A 17,796-nucleotide genomic window follows, 5' to 3' on the forward strand; every position below is an offset into this window, starting at 1 on the left:
TACGGAGCGAGAGCGAGGGTCCCGACGATCAAGAAGGTAACGGGGCGGACGTCAGGCGAGCGGCAGGTAGACGCGGGACCCGGCGGACTGGAACTCCGCCGACTTGTCCCGCATGCCACGGGCGGCGTACTCCTTCAGCTCCTGGGTGATCTTCATGGAGCAGAACTTCGGGCCGCACATCGAGCAGAAGTGGGCGGTCTTCGCCGGCTCCGCCGGCAGTGTCGCGTCGTGGTACGCGCGAGCGGTCTCCGGGTCCAGCGACAGGTTGAACTGGTCCTCCCACCGGAACTCGAACCGGGCCTTGGACAGCGCGTCGTCCCAGGCCTGCGCGCCCGGGTGGCCCTTGGCCAGGTCGGCGGCGTGTGCCGCGATCTTGTACGCGATCACGCCCGCCTTCACGTCGTCCCGGTCCGGCAGCCCGAGGTGCTCCTTCGGCGTGACGTAGCAGAGCATCGCCGTGCCGAACATGCCGATCATCGCCGCGCCGATGGCCGAGGTGATGTGGTCGTAGGCGGGCGCGATGTCGGTGGTCAGCGGGCCGAGGGTGTAGAACGGGGCCTCGTGGCACCACTCCTGCTGGAGGTCCACGTTCTCCTTGATCTTGTGCATCGGCACGTGCCCGGGGCCCTCGATCATCACCTGCACGTCGTACTCCCAGGCGATCCTGGTCAGCTCGCCGAGGGTCCGCAGCTCGGCGAACTGGGCCTCGTCGTTGGCGTCCGCGATGGAGCCGGGGCGCAGTCCGTCGCCGAGGGAGAAGGTCACGTCGTAACGGGCCAGGATCTCGCACAGCTCACGGAAGTTGGTGTAGAGGAAGTTCTCCTCGTGGTGCGCCAGGCACCAGGCGGCCATGATCGAGCCGCCGCGCGAGACGATTCCGGTGACCCGGTCCACGGCCAGCGGCACGTACGGCAGCAGCACCCCGGCGTGCACCGTCATGTAGTCCACGCCCTGCTCGGCCTGCTCGATCACGGTGTCCCGGAACACCTCCCAGCTCAGCTTCACCGGGTCGCCGCCCACCTTCTCCAACGCCTGGTAGATCGGCACGGTGCCGATCGGCACCGGCGAGTTGCGCACGATCGCCTCGCGGGTCTCGTGGATCCGCTTGCCTGTCGACAGGTCCATCACGGTGTCCGCGCCCCACCGGGTGGCCCAGGTCAGCTTCTCCACCTCCTCGGCCACCGAGGAGGTGACCGCCGAGGTGCCGATGTTGGCGTTCACCTTGACCAGGAACGCCTTGCCGATGATCGCCGGCTCGCACTCCGGGTGGTTGACGTTGAGCGGCAGCACCGCCCGGCCGGCGGCGATCTCGTCCCGGACGAACTCCGGCGCCAGCCCCTCCCGGATGGCGACGAACTCCATCTCCGGGGTCACCACGCCGGCGCGGGCGTAGGCGAGCTGGGTCGGCCGTCGGCCGTCCCGGCCCACCAGCGGCGTCCCCGCACCCCGTGCCGGAGCCACGTCGGCGCGTTCGGCGATCCACGGTCCACGCAGCGCCGGCAGCCCGACCTCCGGGTCGGAGCCCGGCCCCGACGTGTCGTAGAGCCGCAGCGGCGGGTTGTCCCCGGCCAATTCCACCTCGGCGAACGGCACCCGGACGTCCGGGCGGGACCCCTCGACGTAGACCTTGCGACGTGCCTGCATGACAGCCTCCCTGTCGATCAGTAAGGACGCGACGACGGGGCCGACGACCAGCCGAAGTGGTCCAACGGACCGGCTCCCGCGCCCAACTTCCAGTCCCGCCCACCGCTCAGCGCGCGGGCGACGTACTCCTTGGCGGTGGCGACCGCCGTCGGCACCGGGTCACCGGCGGCCAGCCGGACGACGATCGCCGCCGAGAACGAACAGCCGGTGCCGTGGTTGTTGCCGGTGGCCACCCGCGGTCCGCGCAGCAGGGTGGTGCCCCCGGCGTCGACAAGCACGTCCACCGACTCGCCGTCGGCGTCCACGTCGCCTCCGGTGACCACCACGTGGGCGGGTCCCCGGGCGGCCAGCGTCTCGGCGGCGGTGACCATCTGGTCGACAGTGGTCACCGGAGCGCCGGTCAGGGCCGCGGCCTCCGCGCAGTTCGGGGTCACCACCAGCGCGTACGGCAGCAGCCGCTCGACCGCCGCGGTGATCCCGAGCCGGTGTCCGCTGGTGGCCACCAGCACCGGGTCGACCACCAGCTGCGGCAGCCGCCCGGCTCGGGCGGCATCCGCGATCGCGTCGGCGACGGCCGGGGTGCCCAGCACGCCGGTCTTCACCGCCCGGACGGTGAAGTCGGCGAGTACGCTGTCGAGCTGCTCGACGACGGTCTGCGGGGGCAACGGCAGCACCCCGTCGACGCCCCGGGTGTTCTGCGCGGTGACCGCCGTGATCACGCTGGTGCCGTACGCGCCCAACGCGGCGAAGGTCTTCAGGTCGGCCTGGATGCCGGCACCCCCGCCGGAGTCCGAGCCGGCGATGGTGAGGACGGTCGTGGGGGTCACTCTGTTCCTCCGCGGGACGGGTACGGGCCGGGTACCTGCCGGACGGCGGCACCGAAGGCGTGGGTGAGGCGGGCCGCCGACTCGGCCGGATCGTCGGCGCGCATCACCGCGGCGAGCACCGCCACCCCCGCCGCGCCCGCCTCGACGGCGGCGGTCACCTGCTCGGGTGTCTGGATCCCGCCGAGGGCCAGCACCGGTACCGGGGCGGTCCGGACCAGCTCGGCGAGTCCGCGGGGACGCAGCGGTGGGCCGTACCCGGGTTTGCTGTCGGTCGGCCAGACCGGCGACAGGGTGACGTAGTCCTCGCTGGTCAGCGCGGCCAGTTCCGCCGCGTCGTGGCAGGACCGGCCGACGAGCCGGACCGGCGGTGGCGGGTACGGGCCGGCGGCGGGCAGGTGCACGGCGTCGCCGTCGAGCGCGTCGGCCCCGGCGACGACGAGCGTCCCGCCCACCTGGTCGAGGACCGGGCGCAGCGCGACCGCGAGGGCGACCCGCTCGGTGCGGGGCAGGTCCCTCTCCCGCAGCACCACCCACCGCACGCCCCCGGCCACCGCCGCCGCGACCACCTCGGGCAGCGGCCGTCGCGCCACCCGCCGGTCGGTGAGCACCACCACCCCCGACGGCACGGCGACGCCCGGTCCGGCGGCACGGGTAGGCGGGGTCACAGCTCGGGCCGTCCCTCGTCGGGGGTGGACGGCAGGGCGTGCGAGCGGCGGGGGATCCGGCCGGCCTGGTGGGCCAACCGGCCGGCGGAGATCGCGTACCGCATGGCGGTGGCCATCGCCACCGGGTCGACGGCCCGGGTGACCGCGCTGGCCAGCAGCACCGCGTCACAGCCCAGCTCCATCGCCAGCGCGGCATCCGAGGCGGTCCCGACACCGGCGTCCAGGATCACCGGTACGTCGACGCTCTGCCGGATCAACCGGATGTGGTGCGGGTTGCCGATGCCCAGGCCGGAGCCGATCGGCGAGCCGGCCGGCATCACCGCCGCGCATCCCACGTCGGCCAGCCGCCGGGCGAGCACCGGATCGTCACTGGTGTACGGCAGCACGGTGAACCCGTCGGCGACCAGCTCCTCGGCGGCGTGCAGCAGCTCCACCCCGTCGGGCAGCAGCGTCCGCTCGTCGCCGATCACCTCCAGTTTGATCCAGTCGGTGTCGAAGGCGTCCCGGGCCAGGTGGGCCACCTTGACCGCCTCGGCGGCGGTGTAGCAGCCGGCGGTGTTGGGCAGCAGCTGCACCCCGCACCGGTCGAGCAGGTCGAGCAGTCCACCGGCGGTGCCGGGCGCGGTGTCTACCCGGCGCAGCGCCAGGGTGACCAGGCCGGTGCCGGAGGCCCGGATCGCCTGCTCCAGCACGTGCAGGTTGGCCGCGCCACCGGTGCCGAGGATCAGCCTCGACCCGAAGGTCCGGCCACCGAGGACGAGGTCGGAGTCGTTCGACACCGCGCTCACCCGCCCTGCGCCGCGCTGAGCACCTCGACCCGGTCGCCGTCGCGCAGCGCCGTGTCCGGCCAGCCGGTACGCGGCACCACCTCGCCGTTGACCGCGACGGCCAGGCCGCGCTGCTGGGTGGTGACCTCCCGGACCAGATCGGCCACGCTCAGGCCGACGTCGACCGTCCGGGCCGCACCGTTCACCGTCACGTCCATCTCTCCTCCTCGATCGATCGGGCGTCACCGACCGCGACAGCCGCCACCGACCCAGCCCGCACCGACACCCCCGCCGGTGCAAGGAAGGGCCCCCTTTTATCGCTTTCTGAGGTAAAAGGGCCCCTTCCTAACACGACAGGCCCCGGAGCAGCTCGGCCGGGACCGACGACGAGGCAGGTGCCATCGACCCGACGGGTACGGTGAAGCGGTCGGCGCGGAACGGGGCGAGCAGCGGGTCGGCGACCCCGGTGGTCACCAGGTCGGCGATCAGGTCGGCGGTGACCGGGGTGAGCACGATGCCGTGCCGGTGATGCCCGGTGGCGGCGACCACGTCCGGCCGACCGGGCAACGGGCCGAGTACCGGGGCGTTGTCAGGCGTGCCGGGGCGCAACCCGGCGACCGTCTCCACCAGGTCGTACTCGGCGAGCTCGGGGACCAGGTCGACGGCGGCGCGCAGCAACCGCAGCACCGCGCCGGCGGAGACGGCGGTGTCGGAGCGCTCCTCGACGGTGGCGCCGACCACCACCTCCCCGTCGGCGCGGGGCACCAGGTAGACCGGCTCGCCGTCGGCGTACCCCCGGATGACGTGCCGGAAGCCCGGCGGAGCGCCGTCGGGCGCGCGGAGCCGGAGGATCTGTCCCTTCACCGGGCGGACCGGCAGCCCGGTCAACGCCGCCGCGCCGGTGCCGGCCGCCACCACGGTCACCCGACCGGGCCGCCGGGACAGCGCGGTGACCCCGCTGTCGACGATCTCGACCCCGGCCCGCTCGGCGGCGGTGCGCAGCGCGGCGACCAGCCGACGCGGGTCGACCTGGTGGTCGGTGGCGGCGAACGCCCCACCGCGGACCCGCAGGCTCAGCGCGGATTCGCGTCGGCGCAACTCCGAGGGGCGCAGCGGCGTGATCGGTAACCCCAACCCCTCCTGGTACGACCAGAGTCGTCGCGCCTCGGCCAGGTCGTCGCCGGTCAGCCCGACCACGAGGGTGCCGTCGGTGCGGTAGCCCAGGTCGACGCCGGTGGCCCCGGTCAGCTCGGCGGCGAATGCCGGCCAGCGGCGGGCCGAGTCGGCCAGCAGCCCGGTCAGCTCGTCCTCGCCGAAGTGCGCCTCGACGACCGGGGAGAGCATCCCGGCCGCGACGTGCGAGGCCCCCGACCCGGGCGCCGGATCGTGCAGCCTGACCCGCACCCCGCGCTGCGCACACCGCCACGCCACCGCCAGCCCGATCACCCCACCCCCCACCACCACCACCTCCTCGGGTGCAAGGAAGGGCCCCCTGTTATCGCTTTCTGTTGTAAAAGGGCCCCTTCCTAACACGACGGCCCCCGCACCACGCCCCGCACCACGCCCCGCAGCACGACGGGCAGCACGACGGGCCCGGCAGCGCGACTCACGACAGGCCCCGGAGCAGTTCAGCCGTGACGCGGGCCGGATCGGCGGCGGCGGAGAGCTCCCCCACCACCGCCACCCCGTACGCCCCGGCGGCCCGCAGCGCCGGCACCCGGGCCACGGTCACCCCGCCGATCGCGATCACCGGTACGTCGACCGCCGCGACCACGGCCCGTACGCCGGTCGGGCCGATCGGGTCGGGCAGCCCGTCCTTGGTGGAGGTGTGGTGGCAGGGGCCGACCCCCAGGTAGCTGGCCCCGGCGGCGACGGCGCTGCGGGCGGTGACCGGTTCCCGGGCGGTGGCCCCGAGCACCGCCTGCGGGCCGAGTACCCGACGGGCCGCGTCGACGGGCAGGTCGTGGGCGCCGACGTGCCCCCCGGCCGCGCCGATCGCCAGCGCCACGTGCAGCCGGTCGTTGACCAGGCAGGTCGCCCGGTACGGCGCGCAGAGCGCGAGCACCCGTCCAGCCAGGTCGTACGCCTCGCGGTCGGTGGCCTCGTCGGTCACCCGGACCTGCACGACGAGGTCGCTGCCGGCGACGCCGAGCGCGGCGCGCAGCACGGCCAGCGGGTGCCGCCCGGGGCGGGTGTCGGTGATCAGATGCAGTCGTCCCAGGGACGGCACGGCAACACTCCTCCCTGCGCCGGCATTACCCGGATCAGGTTCGACGGTCGGGGGCTGCAGCCCCCCTCTCAGCCCGGTACACCGGGCTCCCGTGGGTTCGTCGGGTGTCACCGTACGTCGTTTCCGCCGCTCCGCCAACCCCCACCCTGCCGCTCCGCCGGCTCCGACCCACAGTGAAAGCCGCCGCCACCCCCGCAGCGAAAGCCGCCGCCACTCCGCAGCGCCAGCGGCCTCCACTGAGGGCGGTCGGCCAGGTCCGGACCGCCGCCTGAAATGACAAAGATGGCGATCTGCATTGACTTGCACCAATTTCAGGCACAGTTGTTATCGAAACGTAACAACCAGGAACCTTGCTGGAAATTGATCGACGAACGCAAATTGAGGTGAATCGATTCGGCTTCGCGCCGCCGCGTACCCTCGCCCGCCCGGAACGAGCACTCGGATCGACTCGGAGTGACCCATCCACCACTCCAGCCCGTCCCGTACGGACAGAGGAGAACTCCGTGTCCCGATCTCGTCGTGGACGAGCAGCGCTCAGCCCCCTGCCGGTGGCGCTGCTCGTCCTCACCCTCACCCTGGGCGGTGCCCCGGCCCAGGCGAACACCGCCGCCGAGGCCAGCACCGTCCAGGCCAGCAGCACGATGACCGGCACCACGACAGCCGGCAGCACGACAGCCGCCAGCACGAAGGCCGAGCCGGCGGTGGCTGCCGCGGCGGACCCGTACGCCGTGCTGGTCTTCTCCAAGACCGCCGGTTTCCGGCACGACTCGATCCCGGCCGGGATCAGTGCGATCCAACGGCTCGGCGCGGCGAACAACTTCACCGTCACCAGCACCGAGGACGCCGCCGCCTTCACCGACGCCAACCTGGCCCGGTTCAAGGCGGTCATCTGGCTGTCGACCACCGGTGACGTGCTGAACGCCACCCAGCAGGCGGCCTTCGAGCGCTACATCCGGGCCGGTGGCGGCTACGCCGGCGTGCACGCCGCCAGCGACACCGAGTACGACTGGGCCTGGTACGGCCAACTGGTCGGCGCGTACTTCAACAGCCACCCGGCCAACCAGACCGCCACCGTGAAGGTCGAGGACCACCAGCACGAGTCCACCCGGCACCTGCCGGACCGGTGGTCCCGGTACGACGAGTGGTACAACTTCCGCACCAACCCCCGGGCCCGGGGCGTGCAGGTGCTGGCCTCGCTCGACGAGCGCAGCTACAGCCCCGGTGCCGGTGCGATGGGCGCGGACCACCCGATCGCCTGGTGCCAGAGCTTCGACGGCGGCCGGTCCTGGTACACCGGCGGCGGGCACACCCAGGACTCCTTCACCAACGCGGAGTTCCTGCAGCACCTGCTCGGTGGCATCCAGACCGCCGCCGGGGCGGTGCACGCCGACTGCGGTGCCGGTCGGGCGGCCAACTTCGAGAAGGTGACGCTGGACAGCAACACCAGCAACCCGATGGAGCTGGACATCGCCCCGGACGGCCGGGTCTTCTACATCGAGCGCGACGGACGGGTGCAGATCATCCAGCCGGACACCAACCGGACGGTCACCGCCCTGCGGTTGAGCGTCTTCGGCGGCAACGAGGACGGTCTGCTCGGCATCCGGCTCGACCCCAACTTCGCCAGCAACCGCTGGGTCTGGCTCTACTACGCGCCGAGCGCCGGCGGGTCCCGTAACCACCTGTCCCGGTTCACCGCCAACGGTGACACCATCGACCCGGCCAGCGAGAAGGTCGTCCTGCAGATCCCCACCCAGCGCAACACCTGTTGCCACATGGGCGGGAGCATGACCTTCGACTCGGCCGGCAACCTGTACCTGGCCACCGGGGACAACACCAACCCGTTCGACTCCGGCGGGTTCAGCCCGCTGGACGAGCGCAGCGGGCGGGCCGACTACGACGCGCAGCGTACCGCCGGCAACACCAACGACCTGCGCGGCAAGGTGCTCCGGATCCGGCCGCAGGCCGACGGCACGTACACCGTCCCGAGCGGCAACCTCTTCGCCCCGGGCACCGCCCGGACCCGGCCGGAGATCTACGCGATGGGCCTGCGCAACCCGTTCCGGATCGGCATCGACCGCAAGACCAACGTCCTGTACGTCGCCGACTACGGCCCGGACGCCGCCACCGCCAACCCGAACCGGGGTCCGGCGGGGCTGGTGGAGTGGAACATCGTCGACCGGCCGGGTAACTTCGGCTGGCCGTACTGCCACGGCAACAACCAGGCATACAACGACTACCAGTTCCCCTCCGGCCCGAGCGGCGCGAAGTTCAACTGTGCCGCGCCGGTGAACAACTCCCCCAACAACACCGGCCTGACCAACCTGCCGGCGGCGATCCCGGCGACTGTGGACTACGGCTACGGCGGTGACGCCCGCTTCCCGGAGATCGGCGGCGGCGGCGCGCCGATGGCCGGCCCGGTCTACCGGTACGACCCGAACCTGTCGTCGCGTCGGCAGTGGCCGGCGTACTTCGACGGCAAGGCGATGTTCGGTGAGTGGAACCAGTCGCGGATGTACACCTTCCAGGTCGCCAAGGACGGCAAGTCCCTGGTGGATATCAACCGGATCCTCGACCAGATGAGTTTCGTCCGGCCGATGGACTTCGAGTTCGGCCCGGACGGGGCGCTCTACCTCATCGAGTGGGGCAGCGGCTTCGGCGGCAACAACGACAACTCGGGTGTCTACCGGATCGACTACACCGCCGGGGCCCGCGCCCCGATCGCGGTGGCCGCCGCCACCCCGACCTCCGGCGCACCTCCCCTCAGCGTCACCTTCTCCAGCGCCGGCTCCCGGGACCCCGACGGCGGCACGCTCAGCTACGCCTGGACCTTCGGCGACGGCGGCACCTCCAGCCAGGCCAATCCGACCCACACGTACACCCGGTCCGGCAGTTACACCGCGCAGCTGCGGGTGACCAACCCGGCGGGGCGTACGGCGGTGGCGAACGTGCCGATCACCGTCGGCAACACCGCGCCCACCGTCACCATCGAGTTCCCGCCGGACGGCGGCTTCTACGACTGGGGCGACCAGGTCGCGTACACCATCAAGGTGACCGACCCCGAGGACGGCACGATCGACTGTTCCCGGGTCAACCTGCAGGTGCTGCTCGGCCACGACGAGCACGCCCACCCGCTGGAGCAGCGCACCGGCTGCACCGGCACGGTGCAGACCCAGCTCGCCGACGGGCACGGCGCCGAGGCCAACGTCTTCACCGTGCTGGAGGCGACCTACACCGACCGGGGCGGGTCGAACGGTGCGGAACCGCAGACCGGTCGGGCCCTGGAGATCCTGCAGCCCAAGCGGAAGCAGGCCGAGTACCACAGCGCCACCGGCCGGGTGGCCGGTGCCACCGGCGGCGGCGACCCGGGCGTGGTCCGGGAGGCCGGTTCCGACAGCGCCGGCGGCGGGCAGAACATCGGCTTCATCGAGGACGGCGACTGGTGGTCGGTCAGCCCGGCCAGCCTGACCGGCATCACCTCGGTACGCCTGCGGGCCGCCTCGGCCTCCTCCGGTGGCCGGATCGAGGTACGCGCCGGAGCCGCCGACGGCCCACTGCTCACCTCGGCCACCGTGCCGGCGACCGGGGCCTGGCAGACGTACACCGACGTCACCGCGCAGATCCCGAACGGCGCGGCGGCCCAGGGCAGCCTCTTCTTCGTCGCCCGGGACCCGAACCGGGGCACCGGCAGCCTGTTCAACGTCAACTGGGTGGACTTCGTCGGTCCGGGGATCAGCGGCAACTCGCCACCGACGGTGACCGCCTCGGCCACCCCGACCAGCGGGACCGCCCCGCTGACCGTGGCCTTCACGGGTACGGCGACCGACCCCGACGGCGACACCCCGTTGACGTACGCCTGGAGCTTCGGTGACGGTGGTACCGCCAGCACCCTCAACGCCAGCCGGACCTACACCACGCCGGGCACCTACACCGCCACCCTGACGGTCACCGACAGCCGGGGTGCGCGGGGCCAGGCGAGCGTGCAGATCCGGGTGGACGGCACGGGCACCCCGTCCTGCCAGGCGCTGCGCTCCGACGAGTTCACCGGCACGTCGCTGGACCGGCAACGGTGGTCCGGTGGGGTGCGGGAGAACCCGTCCTCGACCTCGGTCACCGGAGGCGTGTTGCGCCTGCCGACCAGCGCGGGTGACCTCTACGGCGCCCGCAACGACGCGACCAACCTGGTGCTCCAGCCCGCACCCAGCGGGGCCTGGCAGGCCACCACCCGCCTCACCCTGGCGGCCCGCGCCGACTACCAGCAGGCCGGCCTGCTGGTGTACGGCAACGACGACAACTACGCCAAGCTGGACCTGGTGTACGGCGGCAGCCGGCGGGTGGAGTTCATCCGGGAGAGCGGCGGTACGCCCCGCAACGAGTCGACCGACAGCACCGCGGCACCTACCGGTGACACCGTCCATCTGCGCCTGACCAGCGACGGGACGAACCTGACCGCGGCGTACTCGGCCGACGGGCAGACCTTCACCACCGTCGGCCGGTCTGCCGCGTTGGCCGGGATCAGCAACCCCCGGATCGGGCTGTTCGCGCTCAACGGCGGCACCACGGCACCGGTGGTCAACGCCGACTTCGACTGGTTCCGGATCACCCCGGACACCTCGACCGGCACGGTGCCGTCGGACGAGTTCACCGGCAGCAGCCTGGAGAAGTGCCGGTGGAACGCGGTGGTCCGGGAGGACACCGCCCGCTACCGGATGACCGACGGGTCGTTGCGTATCGACGTACCCACCGGTGACATCTACGGCACCGGCAACACCGGGCCGACGAACTTCATCCTGCAGAACGCCTCCACCGGCAACTGGACGGTGCAGACCCGGGTCGACGGCAGCACCTTCAACGAGCAGTACCAGCAGGGCGGCCTGTTGGTCTACGCCGACGACGACAACTACCTGAAGTTGAACTACGTCACGGACAACGCCGCAGGTCAGGCGGTTTCCCGCCGGATCGAGTTCCGTAGCGAGGTCGGCGGGGTGGTGCAGAGCACCCAACCCCAGGCGACCGGGCTGACCCAGGGGGTCTGGCACCTGCGGCTGTCGCGCAGCGGCACCAGCTACACCGCCGTTTACTCGGCCGACGGCACGAGCTGGACGACCCTGGGCACGTTGACCAGCACCGCCGTCGGAACCGCCCCGAAGGTGGGGCTGTTCACCCTGGGCGGCAACCAGACCGCGCCGAAGACGGCCGCCTTCGACTACTTCCGACTCACCTCCTGACCGGACCGGACGGCTTCACCGGTGCCCGCCCCCATCAGCGCCACGGGGGCGGGCACCGCCCGTCGACCCGGCCGCTCGTCTGCTTTGGAGGCACTCGCGGCTATTGCGGCGTAGCGTTACGCAACCGTTACCGGGCTGCACCTTGCCGGACATGGAGAGATCGGAACTAATTTGTTCATCGATTCGACAGAATCGCGGTCCGGTGGGTCGGCGCCCCCTGGTCAGCACTGTCGGGTCAGCTCGGAGCGGTCTTCGGCGGTCCGCTCCGACACCCGTCGTCCAGCCCGGACAGAGGAGACCTTGTGTCCCTATTCCGCCGTATCAGATCGTCGCGGGGCCCCCTCCCCGCGGCTCTGCTCACCCTCACCCTCACCACCACGCTCATCGGCGCGCCGGCCCAGGCCGCGCCCACCACCGCACTCACCGCCGCGAAGGCGGCCCCGGTCCTGGCCGCGCCCGCAACCCAGGCTGCCGAGCCGTACTCGGTGCTGGTCTTCTCCAAGACCGCCGGGTTCCGGCACGGCTCCATCCCGGCCGGCATCGCGGCCATCCAGCAGCTCGGCGCGGACAACGGTTTCACCGTCGACACCACCGAGGACGGCGCCGCCTTCACCGACGAGAACCTCGCCAGGTACAAGGCGGTCATCTGGCTATCCACCACCGGTGACGTGCTCGACGCCGGGCAGCAGGCCGCGTTCGAGCGGTACATCCAGGGCGGCGGCGGATACGCCGGCGTGCACGCGGCGTCGGACACCGAGTACAGCTGGGAGTGGTACGGCGACCTCGTCGGCGCCTACTTCTCCGGCCACCCGGCCAACCAGACGGCCACCATCAAGGTCGAGGACCACGCACACGACTCCACCGCGCACCTGCCGGAGCGCTGGTCCCGCTACGACGAGTGGTACAACTTCCGCACCAACCCGCGCGGTGACGTGCACGTGCTGTCCAGCCTGGACGAGACCAGCTACAACCCGGGCGCCGGCGCGATGGGCGCCGACCACCCGATCGCCTGGTGCCAGGAGTACGACGGCGGGCGGTCCTGGTACACCGGTGGCGGCCACACCAACGAGTCGTTCGCCGAGCCGGAGTTCCTCCGCCACCTGCTCGGGGGCATCCAGACCGCGGCCGGGGTGGTCGACTCCGACTGCGCCGCCTCGAAGACCTCCAGCTTCGAGAAGGTCACGCTGGACAGCAACACCAGCAACCCGATGGAACTGGACATCGCGCCGGACGGCCGGGTCTTCTACATCGAGCGCGACGGCCGGGTGCAGATCGTCAAGCCGGACACCGGCAACACGGTCACCGCGCTCACCCTGAGCGTCTTCACCGGCAACGAGGACGGCCTGATCGGCATCCGGCTCGACCCGGACTTCGCCACCAACGGCTGGGTCTTCCTCTACTACGCGCCCGCCGGCGGCGGGCCGCGCAACTACATCTCCCGGTTCACCGTCACCGGTGACACCATCGACCCGGCCAGCGAGAAGATCGTGCTGCAGGTCGACACCCAACGCAACACCTGCTGCCACGCGGGCGGAAGCATGGTCTTCGACTCGGCCGGCAACCTGTACCTGGCCACCGGGGACAACACCAACCCCTTCGAGTCCAGCGCGTACACCCCGATCGACGAGCGGCCGGGACGCCAGGACTACGACGCGCAGCGTACCTCCGGCAACACCAACGACCTGCGCGGCAAGGTGCTCCGGATCCACCCGGAGGACGACGGGACGTACACCGTCCCGGAGGGCAACCTCTTCCCACCGGGCACCGAGAAGACCCGCCCCGAGATCTACGCGATGGGCTTCCGGAACCCGTTCCGGATCGGCATCGACCCGGCCACCGACGTGCTCTACGTCGGTGACTACGGCCCGGACGCCGGCTCGGCCAACCCGAACCGGGGCCCGGCCGGGCTGGTGGAGTGGAACATCGTCGACCGGCCCGGCAACTTCGGCTGGCCGTACTGCCACGGCAACAACCAGGCCTACAACGACTACCAGTTCCCCTCCGGCCCCAGCGGCGCCAAGTTCGACTGCGCCGCGCCGGTGAACAACTCCCCCAACAACACCGGCCTGACCGACCTGCCGCCGGCCATCGCGGCCACCGTCGACTACGGCTACGGCGGGGACCCGCGCTTCCCGGAGATCGGTGGCGGCGGCGCGCCGATGGGCGGCCCGGTCTACCGGTACGACGCCGACAACCCCTCGCCGACCAAGTGGCCTGCGTACTTCGACAGCAAGGCCATCTTCGGCGAGTGGAACCAGTCGAAGATGTACACCTTCCAGGTCGCCAAGGACGGCAAGTCCCTGATCGACATCAACCAGTTGCTGGTCGGGATGACCTTCATCCGGCCGATGGACTTCGAGTTCGGCCCGGACGGGGCGCTCTACCTCATCGAGTGGGGCAGCGGCTTCGGCGGCAACAACGACAACTCGGGTGTCTACCGGATCGACTACGTCGCCGGTGACCGGGCCCCGATCGCGTCGGCCACCGCCGATCCGACCTCCGGGGCGGCCCCGCTGACCGTCACGTTCTCCAGTGCGGGTTCCCGGGACCCCGACGGCGGCACGCTCACCTACGCCTGGGCGTTCGGTGACGGGCAGACCTCGACCGAGGCCAACCCGACCCACACCTACGCCGAGGCCGGCAACTACACCGCGCAGCTCACCGTCACCAACCCGGCGGGGCGTACCGCGGTAGCGAACGTGCCGGTCACCGTCGGCAACACCGCGCCCACCGTCACCATCGAGTTCCCGCCGGACGGCGGGTTCTTCAACTGGGGCGACCAGGTCAAGTACACGATCAAGGTGACCGACCCCGAGGACGGGGAGATCGACTGCGCGAAGGTCAACCTGCAGGTGCTGCTCGGCCACGACGAGCACGCCCACCCGCTGGACCAGCTCACCGGCTGCACCGGCACGGTGCAGACCCAACTCGCCGACGGGCACGGCGCCGAGGCCAACGTCTTCACCGTGCTGGAGGCGACCTACACCGACGCCGGCGGCACCGGCGGTTCCGCCCCGCTCACCGGTCGGGCCCTGGAGATCCTGCAGCCCAAGCAGAAGCAGGCCGAGTACTACAGCGCCACCGGCCGGGTGGCCGGTGCCACCGGCGGCGGCGACCCGGGCGTGGTCCGGGAGGCCGGTTCCGACAGCGCCGGCGGCGGGCAGAACATCGGCTTCATCGAGGACGGCGACTGGTGGTCGGTCGACCCGGCCGACCTGACCGGCATCGAGCAGATCCGGTTCCGGGTGGCCGCACAGGGCGCCGGCGGTCGGATCGAGGTACGCGCCGGAGCCGCCGACGGTCCGCTGATCACCACGGCCACCGTGCCGACCACGGGTGCCTGGCAGACGTACACCAATGTCACCGCGGAGGTGCCGACGGACGCCGACACGGGCGGGTCGTTGTTCTTCGTGGCCCGGGACCCCGCCGGGGGTGCCAACAGCCTGTTCAACGTCAACTGGATGGACTTCGTCGGCAAGGGCGTCACCGACAACGCGCCGCCGACGGTGACCGCCACGGCCACCCCGCTCACCGGCACCGCGCCGGTCGAGGTCTCCTTCACCGGTACGGCCACCGACACCGAGGACGACACCCCGTTCACGTACGCCTGGGACTTCGGTGACGGCGGTACGGCGGACACGCTGAACGCCACCCACACCTACACCGTGCCGGGCACGTTCACCGCCACCCTGACGGTCACCGACAACCGGGGCGCGAAGGCGTACGCGACCGTCCAGGTCAAGGTGGAGGCGCCGAACACCTCCTGCTTCGGTGCCCGCTCGGACGACTTCCTCGGCAACGACCTGGACAAGGACCGCTGGACGGTGGTCCGGGAGAACCAGCTCTACTCCGTCTCCGGGGGCGCGCTGCGGCTGCCCACCGCCGTCGGTGACCTGTACGGCACCCGCAACGACGCGACCAACCTGGTGCTCCAGCCCGCACCCAGCGGGGCCTGGCAGGCCACCACGAAGGTCACCGTCCCGACCACGGCCGACTACCAGCAGGCCGGCCTGATCGTCTACGGCGACGACGACAACTACGCCAAGGTTGACCTGCTGTACGGCGGCAACCGCAAGGTGGAGTTCATCCGGGAGACCGCCGCGACGCCGCGCAACGAGGGTGCCGACGCGACCGCCTGGTCCGCCGGTGACACCGTCTACCTGCGCATGATCAGCGACGGGACGAACCTGACCGCGGCGTACTCCGCCGACGGGCAGACCTTCACCCCGGTCGGCCGCTCGGCCGCGCTGGCCGGCATCACCAACCCCCGGATCGGCGTCTTCGCCCTCAACGGCGGCACCACCGCGCCGGTGGTGGACGCGGTCTTCGACTGGTTCCAGGTCACGCCCGACGCTCCGGCCGAGCCGGTGACCCCGTCGGACGAGTTCACCGGGAACAGCCTGGACAAGTGCCGGTGGAACGCGATCGTCCGCGAGGACGCCGCCGCCTACCGGGTGACCGACGGCGCGCTGCGCATCGACGTGCCCAACGGTGACATCTACGGCACCGGCAACACCGGACCGACGAACTTCATCCTGCAGAACGCGCCGGCGGGCGACTGGACGCTGGAGACGAAGGTCGACGGCAGCCTGCTGAACGAGCAGTACCAGCAGGCCGGTCTGCTGGTCTACGCGGACGACGACAACTACCTCAAGTTCGACTTCATCGCGGACAACACCGCCGGGCAGGCAGTCTCCCGCCGGATCGAGTTCCGCAGCGAGGTCGGCGGGGCGGTGCAGAGTCCGCAACCGGAGGCCGCCAACCTGCCCCAGGCGGTCTGGCACCTGCGGCTGGCCCGTAGCGGCAACAGCTACACCGCCGCCTACTCGGCCGACGGCCAGGAGTGGACCACGCTCGGGACGCTGACCAGCACCGCCGTGGGGGCCACCCCGAAGGTGGGTCTGTTCACCCTCGGGGCCAACCAGACCGCCTCGAAGACGGCGTCGTTCGACTACTTCCGGGTCACCACCGGACAGGTCGACGACACCGCGCCGGTGACGACGGCCGAGGTGTCCGGCACCCCGGTCGAGGGCTGGTACACCGGCCCGGTGACGGTCACCCTGACCGCCACCGACGCCGACTCCGGCGTCGAGCGCACCGAGTACCAGCTCGACGGGGCCACCGAGTGGACCGCGTACACCGAGCCGGTGGAGATCACCGGGGACGGTGAGCACGAGCTGCGGTTCCGCTCGACCGACGAGGCCGGCAACGTCGAGGAGACGAAGACGGTCACGGTCAAGATCGACGCCACCGCGCCGGTCAGCTCCGCGCAGTTCGCCAACGCGAACGACGAGGGCTGGCACGACGGTACGGTCCCGGTGGTGCTCAGCTCGACCGACGCCGGTTCCGGGGTCAAGCTGCTGGAGTGGTCGCTGGACGGTGGGGACTGGACGCCGTACACCGAGGCGGTCCAGATCAGCGGGGACGGGCAGCACGAGCTGCTCTACCGGGCCACCGACAACGCCGGCAACGTGGAGGCGCTGAAGTCGGCGATCGTCAAGATCGACGGCACCAAGCCGACGCTGCTGGTCTCCGGCATCGCCGACGGTCAGCTCTACGGTGACAGCCAGGACGTACGGATCTCCTGGCAGGCGGTCGACTCGACCTCCGGCATCAAGACCGTCACCGGCGTGCTGGACGGCAGGACGTACGCCAGCGGGACGCTCCAGGCCATGTACGAGCTCACCCTCGGCATGCACGAGCTGACCGTGACCGCTACCGACAAGGCGGGCAACAAGACCACCTCGACGGTACGGTTCTTCGTCACCACCTCGTTCCGCGACATGCAGAACCTGATCGACCGGTTCAAGGCGACCGGGCGGCTCTCCAACAAGGCCCACCGCCAGCTGACCAACAAGCTGACGGCGGTCCGGACCTCGGAGGCTGCCGGCAACGACAAGCGGGCGGTCCAGCAGTTGACCGCGTTCCGTGCCCTCGCTGCCGACACCGCCCTGGTGACCGACGCCGAGGTTCGGGAAGCCCTGGTCCGGGACGCCGACGCCATGATCGTCCGGCTCGGTGGCACGGCCAGCAAGGCCGGAGTCAAGGCGAACGACGGCAACAAGGTCGACGGCGCTGGCCGCCTCGGGGAGGATCCGACCCGGATCGCCCCCGACGGCAAGCTCTGACCGACCCCGGGGTGCCCGTCCACTGCCAACCGGCGGTGGGCGGGCACCCCGCTCGTTTCCCCCGGACCCTTCTTCCCGCCCGCCCCGCCCTGACCAGCTCGTTTCACCTGAGGAGCGACATCATGCGTACCCGCTGGGGTTCCGCCACCGTCCTCGCCGGCCTCTGCCTGGCGGCTCTGACCGCCACCCCCGCGCCGCTGGTCACCACATCCACGATGCTGGCCGCCGAATCCACGACACTAGCGCCTGAATCAGGGAGAGTGCCCCCTCGATCTTCAGCCCTGGAATCGGTGGCCACTCAATCGGGGAT

9 protein-coding genes and 1 riboswitch are annotated in these 17,796 nt (G+C 71.4%); of the genes, 2 read left to right on the top strand and 7 right to left on the bottom strand.

From position 1 onward, the window contains the following. Positions 1–51 precede the first annotated feature (51 nt). The 7 genes from thiC to thiE all read right to left on the bottom strand — a co-directional run bounded on the left by thiC (position 52) and on the right by thiE (position 6,133). Positions 52–1,644, bottom strand: a complete 1,593-nt coding sequence (gene thiC / locus ACN28G_RS22040) for a phosphomethylpyrimidine synthase ThiC (RefSeq protein WP_091443935.1) — start codon at positions 1,642–1,644, stop codon at positions 52–54. Between the two features lie 17 nt (positions 1,645–1,661). Then, on the bottom strand, positions 1,662–2,471 hold the full coding sequence (thiD, locus tag ACN28G_RS22045; RefSeq protein WP_091443942.1) for a bifunctional hydroxymethylpyrimidine kinase/phosphomethylpyrimidine kinase: 810 nt from the start codon (positions 2,469–2,471) through the stop codon (positions 1,662–1,664). Next, entirely contained in the window at positions 2,468–3,136 is a 669-nt protein-coding gene (locus tag ACN28G_RS22050; RefSeq protein WP_421480249.1) for a thiamine phosphate synthase, read from the bottom strand. The genes thiD and ACN28G_RS22050 overlap by 4 nt, the downstream gene beginning before the upstream one ends. Further along, positions 3,133–3,924 carry a thiazole synthase gene (locus tag ACN28G_RS22055; protein WP_421480250.1) on the bottom strand — a complete coding sequence of 264 codons (792 nt, stop codon included), beginning with the start codon at positions 3,922–3,924 and terminating at the stop codon, positions 3,133–3,135. The genes ACN28G_RS22050 and ACN28G_RS22055 overlap by 4 nt, the downstream gene beginning before the upstream one ends. Next, entirely contained in the window at positions 3,921–4,121 is a 201-nt protein-coding gene (thiS, locus tag ACN28G_RS22060; protein WP_091443949.1) for a sulfur carrier protein ThiS, read from the bottom strand. The genes ACN28G_RS22055 and thiS overlap by 4 nt, the downstream gene beginning before the upstream one ends. A gap of 127 nt (positions 4,122–4,248) precedes the next feature. After that, the gene (gene thiO, locus ACN28G_RS22065; protein WP_421480251.1) at positions 4,249–5,436 is read right to left on the bottom strand and encodes a glycine oxidase ThiO; all 1,188 of its coding nucleotides are present in this window, start codon (positions 5,434–5,436) and stop codon (positions 4,249–4,251) included. A 73-nt stretch (positions 5,437–5,509) separates the two neighbouring features. Then, positions 5,510–6,133, bottom strand: a complete 624-nt coding sequence (gene thiE, locus ACN28G_RS22070) for a thiamine phosphate synthase (RefSeq protein ID WP_091443953.1) — start codon at positions 6,131–6,133, stop codon at positions 5,510–5,512. After that, positions 6,128–6,236, bottom strand: a riboswitch (TPP riboswitch). (Overlaps the previous gene by 6 nt.) Before the next feature lie 538 nt (positions 6,237–6,774). On the opposite strand from thiE, the gene ACN28G_RS22075 reads away from it, so the two are divergent. Together ACN28G_RS22075 and ACN28G_RS22080 are read left to right on the top strand one after the other, a co-directional pair. Then, positions 6,775–11,358, top strand: a complete 4,584-nt coding sequence (locus tag ACN28G_RS22075) for a ThuA domain-containing protein (RefSeq protein WP_421480957.1) — start codon at positions 6,775–6,777, stop codon at positions 11,356–11,358. 302 nt (positions 11,359–11,660) lie between these two features. Next, complete coding sequence (locus ACN28G_RS22080; protein ID WP_421480252.1) at positions 11,661–17,486, top strand: ThuA domain-containing protein; 5,826 nt, start codon at positions 11,661–11,663, stop codon at positions 17,484–17,486. Positions 17,487–17,796 lie beyond the last annotated feature (310 nt).

The organism is Micromonospora sp. WMMA1923 (assembly GCF_049179195.1).
Classification (GTDB): Bacteria; Actinomycetota; Actinomycetes; order Mycobacteriales; family Micromonosporaceae; genus Micromonospora; species Micromonospora yangpuensis.